6 protein-coding genes are annotated in these 6,195 nt (G+C 46.3%); 4 read left to right on the forward strand and 2 right to left on the reverse strand.

What is annotated here, in order from left to right; all coding sequences use genetic code 11:
- The coding region (locus NG833_RS24125; protein WP_254563370.1) for a DUF4277 domain-containing protein at positions 1-92 on the reverse strand (92 nt) is incomplete at its 3' end.
- Positions 93-177: 85 nt separating this feature from the next.
- Here NG833_RS24125 and NG833_RS24130 point away from each other — a divergent pair.
- The 4 genes from NG833_RS24130 to NG833_RS24145 all read left to right on the forward strand — a co-directional run bounded on the left by NG833_RS24130 (position 178) and on the right by NG833_RS24145 (position 4,453).
- Positions 178-552 (forward strand): hypothetical protein, encoded by a 375-nt coding sequence (locus tag NG833_RS24130; RefSeq protein WP_254567824.1) that lies wholly within the window; start codon positions 178-180, stop codon positions 550-552.
- Positions 539-913, forward strand: a complete 375-nt coding sequence (locus NG833_RS24135) for a hypothetical protein (RefSeq protein WP_254567822.1) — start codon at positions 539-541, stop codon at positions 911-913. The genes NG833_RS24130 and NG833_RS24135 overlap by 14 nt, the downstream gene beginning before the upstream one ends.
- A gap of 464 nt (positions 914-1,377) precedes the next feature.
- A complete protein-coding gene (gene glgX, locus NG833_RS24140) occupies positions 1,378-3,504 on the forward strand; it encodes a glycogen debranching protein GlgX (protein WP_254567825.1) in 2,127 nt (708 codons plus the stop codon).
- 412 nt (positions 3,505-3,916) lie between these two features.
- The gene (locus NG833_RS24145) at positions 3,917-4,453 is read left to right on the forward strand and encodes a cofactor assembly of complex C subunit B (RefSeq protein ID WP_254567823.1); all 537 of its coding nucleotides are present in this window, start codon (positions 3,917-3,919) and stop codon (positions 4,451-4,453) included.
- A gap of 808 nt (positions 4,454-5,261) precedes the next feature.
- On the opposite strand, the gene NG833_RS24150 is transcribed toward NG833_RS24145, so the two are convergent.
- On the reverse strand, positions 5,262-5,579 hold the full coding sequence (locus tag NG833_RS24150; RefSeq protein WP_015150024.1) for a DUF3155 domain-containing protein: 318 nt from the start codon (positions 5,577-5,579) through the stop codon (positions 5,262-5,264).
- Between the last annotated feature and the right edge of the window lie 616 nt (positions 5,580-6,195).

Here is a 6,195-nt window from a genome sequence, read left to right on the forward strand (position 1 = left end):
CGATAGACAAGTCCTATCTCATCAATGATGCCCGAGACTATGCCACAGTGGTCAATATCTTGTACTATGATATCAGATGCTATGTCTGTCATGGTTTTAGAATATTCCAAACTCTCTTATTTTACCTGCGGAATGTAGGATGTAAAACGTAAAGCTCAAAAAAACCAGACAACAGGAATAACAAAGAATCGTGACGAACAATTTAAAAATATTGCCAGAATCACTGAAGAGTATGAGTTACAGGGAAATCCTATCATTAGTATGGATACAAAAAAAAAGAAATTTATTGGAAATTTATATCCATCAGGAACTCTTTATGCCACCGAAACCGTTACCACGTTTGACCATGACTTCTTCAGTTTGGCTGATGGCAAAATAGTGCCTCATGGAATTTATGATGTGCAAAACAACCGAGGATATCTAACTCTAGGTATTAGTAAAGATCCGAGTAAATTTGCTTGTGAAGCGATTAAATTATGGTGGATAAATTACGGAATCTCTCTCTACCTTCAAGCCCATTCAATTTTGATTAAATGTGATGGGGGGTGGTAGTAATAATTCTAATCATTATATCTTTAAATCAGACTTACAAAAATTAGTTAATGAGCTAAATATAGAAATTAAAATAGCACATTATCCTCCTTACACATCCAAGTACAATTCAATTGAGCATCGCTTATTTCCTCATGTAGCGAGAGCTTGTCAAGGAGTCATTTTTACCAGTATTGAGTTAGTCAAAGAACTCATGGAAAAAACCCAAACAAAAACTGGAATTTCCGTGGTAGTAAATGTACTCAATAAAGTTTATAAAACTGGTCGAAAAGTAGCTGAAGGATTTAAAGAGACAATGAAAATTATTTTTGATGAATATTTGCCAAAATGGAATTACCGCGCTGTTCCGACAATTGAATAGATAGGGAAGTTATTAAATTTTCATTCCTCAGATGTCATTACTATACTGGGATGCTGGGGACTTGAACAGTTTTTCGCCAAAATGAGAATTGCTGTAACAAACCCGGCTGCTTTTACAAACCCGGCTAAGTGAGATATAATGTAAGGTTGATTATTAAGAAACCCTGATTTAGAGAGTTCTAGGGTGAGGAATTAGGGAGCAAACCCGACCCCGGTGCGATCGCCAACCCACCCCCAAAATCGCCGAATATCGCCCCGATCCCTTAGTTTTAAGGCGGATTAGCGTAACATACCCCCTAATACTTCGCATCACTCTTAAGGTAGAAGCCAGAGCACAGGTAACCCCGTAAATTTAAAGAGAGAACAACCCAATGCGATCGCCAACCGACCCCTCAAATATTGGGTTAACTCGCGATCGCCATTTTTGATTCTCTTTAAAATTTCGTGGTGAGTGAATCTATCAATATGCATTTAGAAGTATGGCCCGGTAAAGTCTATCCCTTGGGTTCCTGCTGGGATGGTAAAGGCACAAATTTTGCGCTATTTAGTGAAAACGCCACTGCCGTAGAGCTCTGTTTATTTGACAAAGACGGGAAAGAGCAACAGGTTTCCATAACCGAAGTCGATAACCATGTCTGGCATGGCTACATCCCCGGCATCTCCCCGGGACAGCGCTATGGATATCGAGTACATGGGCCTTATGACCCCGATGCCGGTCATCGGTTCAACCCCAACAAACTCCTGATCGACCCCTACGCCAAAGCCATCGAAGGGGATGTGATCAACGGACCCGAACTCTCCGGCTATAACTGGGAAGACCCCGAGGAAGACCTTTCCTTCAGCAAAACCGATAGCGCGCATTTAATTCCCAAATCCATCGTGATTGATGAGTCCTTTGATTGGGAAGGGGACCAACTCCTCCAAACCCCCTTCCATGAAACCATCATTTACGAAACCCACGTTAAAGGATTTACCAAACTGCAACCGAATATCCCCGAAGAAGTGCGCGGAACCTATAGTGGACTGGCGCATCCTGCCGTGATTTCTCACCTGCAAACCTTGGGAATTACCGCAGTGGAACTGATGCCGGTTCATCACTTCCTCGCCTACCCCGGACATCTCGCCGATAAAGGACTCAAAAATTATTGGGGTTACGACTCCATCAACTTCTTCGCCCCTTATTCCGGTTATAGTTGCGCGACTGTACCGGGAGAACAAGTGCGGGAATTTAAAGAAATGGTCAAGGCCCTGCATAAAGCAGGCATCGAAGTCATTTTAGATGTAGTGTACAACCATACCGGGGAAGGCAATCACCTCGGTCCCACCGTGTCCATGCGCGGGGTAGATAATGCCTGCTACTATCGCCTCGTGGATGACAACCTCCGGTATTACATGGATTTCACCGGATGCGGTAATTCCCTAAACGTCCGCCATCCGCAAATCCTAAAATTAATTATGGATAGTCTGCGCTACTGGGTGCTAGAAATGCACGTGGATGGGTTCCGGTTTGACTTGGCATCGGCCCTGGCGCGAGAACTGTATGACGTCAATAATTTGGGTTCTTTCTTTAATATCATCCATCAAGACCCGGTGCTTTCTGATGTGAAACTGATTGCTGAACCCTGGGATGTGGGTCCCGGAGGCTATCAGGTGGGGAATTTTCCCCTGTTATGGTCCGAATGGAATGGGCGATATCGCGATACCGTGCGTGACTTTTGGCGGGGAGAGGACCGGACGTTAGGGGAATTTGCCTATCGGTTTACCGGAAGTTCAGATTTATATGAAACTACAGGGCGCAGTCCTTATGCCAGCATTAACTTTATCACGGCTCATGATGGCTTTCCCCTCTACGATTTAGTCAGCTACAACGAGAAGCATAATGAAGCCAATGGGGAAAATAACTGTGATGGGGAGAGTCACAATCGGTCCTGGAATTGTGGTGAAGAAGGCGATACGGATGATCCACAGGTGTTGGCGTTGCGAGAACGCCAAAAGCGGAATTTTCTAGTGACTCTGATGCTGTCCCAAGGGATCCCGATGTTGTTGGCGGGGGATGAAATGGAACGGAGTCAAGGGGGGAATAATAATGCCTACTGTCAGGATAGTGAAATTTCCTGGCTGAATTGGGAGTTTCCCGAGGAAAAAGCGAATCTGTTAGATTTCACCCGGCAACTGATTTATTTCCGGCGCAAGCATCCGGTGTTTCAGCGGCGCAAGTGGTTTCAGGGCCGCCCGATTTATGGGAAGACGGTGAATGATATTGGCTGGTTCAATCCCGATGGCAGCGAGATGGCGGAAGACGAGTGGGATGTGGGGTTTGCCAAGGCGATCGCCGTCTTTTTGAATGGCCAGGAAATTCCTCGGCGCAATCGGTATGGTCAGCGCGTCATTGACGAAAGTTTCATCCTGTTCTTTAATGCCCATTGGGAATTAATCGAGTTTAAGTTACCCGAGGGCTTAAATGAACAGCAGTGGGTGGCTCTGATTGATACCAAGGAACCCAGCTTTTTGGAAGATGGACCCACCTATACTGGGGATAAGGCGGTCCCGGTTCTCGGGCAATCGGTAGTCCTGTTAAGGCGTTCCGAGTAGAGACGCCAAAATACAGGGTCGGGGCAGTCCCTGAATTGTCCCGACATTTTCGGGGAGATGTTTCCGCCTAGGGTTGATCTCAGAAATGCCCGATTTTTGCTCGATTCAGTTTTGGGGAAAAGAGTGCGTCACGGAAGCCACCGCAACGCACCAGAACACCTGCCAAATTGATGGCAAGACGATGTAACAGGATAGTAAGGAATAGTAGATTACCATATTGTCTGCATCAAAAATCACATTTTTTTTTATAGCAGTTCCGACAGTTATCAGGTACGGATATGTAGCTCCTACCCGGTTTTTGGTCCCTGGGTTCTCAAACTGTACCCCAGGACTAGCTTAGAGTAGGCCCGAGTCGTAGTTTGTTTATGAATTTATGTAACAATTGCGTCATGAAGTCATTTAGATAGAACCGATGGATACGACTCTCTCCTCAACGTTTTTTTTAACCCTACTGATGACGATCGGGTTATTTTTCTTTATTCGGGCGTCGGTGAAGGACCGAACGGAGGAACTGCAATGGGTGACGGAACAACCGGAAGAGGCGATTTTGCCGGAGTTGCAAGGGTATTTCGATCGCCGCGCTTATCGGGTGAAGGCAGTGGATGGGGAACGCAATCAAGTCACGTTTGAAGGATATGTCCGTCCCAGTTGGTTTCTGGCGATTTTCTTGACCCTATTGGCAGCAGTGGGGATGCTTTGTTTGGCCCTGATTTTATCAATGGTCATCCCACAAGGGGGGAATTTATTTCTGGGGTTGATTCTGTTGTCCCCAGTTGCTGGATGGTTTTATTGGCAAAATTCGGGTCGCATGGAACAGGTGTCTCTCCAAGTTAAGTCAATGGAGAGTTCTGGGGATAAACCGACCCAAAATAGAATTACAGTCACGGGTCATCGAGATGAGTTGGCCGTACTTAAGCAAACCCTAGGACCTCGGTACAGTCAAGGTTAGAAACCCGGTTGCTTGAGCTTAGTTCTACACAGAAAGCAACAAAGTCTATAAAAACCCACACCCGTCAACGGTGGGGCACTTGCGGACGAAGCGGTGCCTGCGCGGGCTAAAGGCGAAAACCGACTTTTAACAACCGGATTTGGTATCATCCTGTATCGACTCCCGACTCCCGAGGGCAATACCACAGCAGAAATTAGCCCCATGCAAACCCGTGAGCTTGTCAAAGAGCTAATTTCAAAAAAGCGTCGTATTTAATCGGTTTGTTTCCTTATTGACCCAATCAGGTCAAGTCCGACTTAAAGTTTAGTGTGATCGGCCAAACCCTTTTGACCCGGTTCCTGGTGAGGATGACGAGTCATTTCGGCAGTGTGATAGCCCGGATTGAGACCGGAACTTTAACCCTAGCCGTGGCGCAACCGATCGCCCTGGAACTGTTCAGGTTTTTAGGTAATTAGAACTAGCGGCGATCGCGACTCCACCCAAATTTCCCTAATCGCCAAGGAAACTGGATGTGCCTGAAGATCGCGATTCCCGATCCGGGACTAAAACCGTTCTTTTCCCATAACAAATCAACCGATTGACGGAACATTTGCCGTTATGGGACTCTCTATGACGCCAGCTTGGGCAAAAACCGGGTTCATGCCCCTGTAAATTTGCTAAATTTACTCAGCACGCTGTTCGAGTCCGCTAGGAATAGAACCCTCGCACCACAGGGTCATCCGAGGCGATCGCCCGCCCAGTATAATCCCTTGTCTCAGTCGCCGGGTCCCTTAAACCTTCAGTTCTCATGACTGACAGAACTACCCTTTTACCGGACTGATAAAGCCACGGGGGGTATTTCTGCTTTGCTCTCAAAAAACTTTAAGCTGGGGAATAAGAAATGATTTTCTTCTACATATTGAGCACCGAATAATCCTTTTTCTGCCCAGAAGTATCGATCCGTGGTATGCTCGTTTCTCTTAACTAACAACAAAGCCGGTGGCACGATGCCTTCTGCCTTGATGAATTTACGGGCGGCTGTGACTGGCTTATCTTCACCGCTCTCGATACTATACTGAGGCACGTGCTCTAAAATCCTGCGCCCTTCTTGGCGGCGACGGCTCTTACGCTTACGTCTCCTTGCCAAAGTCCTTACCTCCTATTTCAGCCGACAGGTGTAGTGATGGTTACAAAAGTCGTGCTGATTATATCCGCTGTAATAAAAAAAATCAATCCCTCTTGCTAATTTTGTTACAAAACGCCGTATCTCTTATCTGATAACCATTTCCAGGCTTTTTTTGCTCCCCTTTCCCGAGAAGACGGGCGAAAATTCACAAAACTATAAAATTTGTTACAAAAATCAATAGAGTGGCGGCGACGGGAAATTCAAAATTTTCCAGCCTTGTTAACCCGAGGGAAGCGGTGCTCTAGTCCTGTGGTGATTGCCCGCCCTTAATCCCTGAGCGTCAGGGATTGCCATAAAATTGCCACAGAACTGCCCGAAACTCAAAGAACACTCAATCGCTGCGATCAATGAGGTTAAACTATCTTACCCCAGAAGTAAGCAACCGGACCCAATTTCTGCCAACATGAACATAGAGGGTCCGGTCCTAGGGGTAAGCTAGTAAGGGAACTCCAAAAAATAAAACCTTCAAAAAACCCGCAGGCTCAAGCCTGGGGCTACACGGACAAAGCCCGCCTGCGCGGGCTAAAAGAGCCTTGTTAGGTGCGATCGCATCAAAGCAAGGATGATTTATTTGTTG

It is taken from the genome of Oscillatoria sp. HE19RPO (assembly GCF_024220515.1).
Lineage (GTDB): Bacteria > Cyanobacteriota > Cyanobacteriia > Cyanobacteriales > Laspinemataceae > Laspinema.

Bases quoted from the DNA above. Each gene is read 5' to 3' on its own strand.
- NG833_RS24135 (WP_254567822.1), top strand. From the start codon at position 539: ATGGGGGGTGGTAGTAATAATTCTAATCATTATATCTTTAAATCAGAC.
- NG833_RS24145 (WP_254567823.1), top strand. From the start codon at position 3,917: ATGGATACGACTCTCTCCTCAACGTTTTTTTTAACCCTACTGATGACG.
- glgX (WP_254567825.1), top strand. From the start codon at position 1,378: ATGCATTTAGAAGTATGGCCCGGTAAAGTCTATCCCTTGGGTTCCTGC.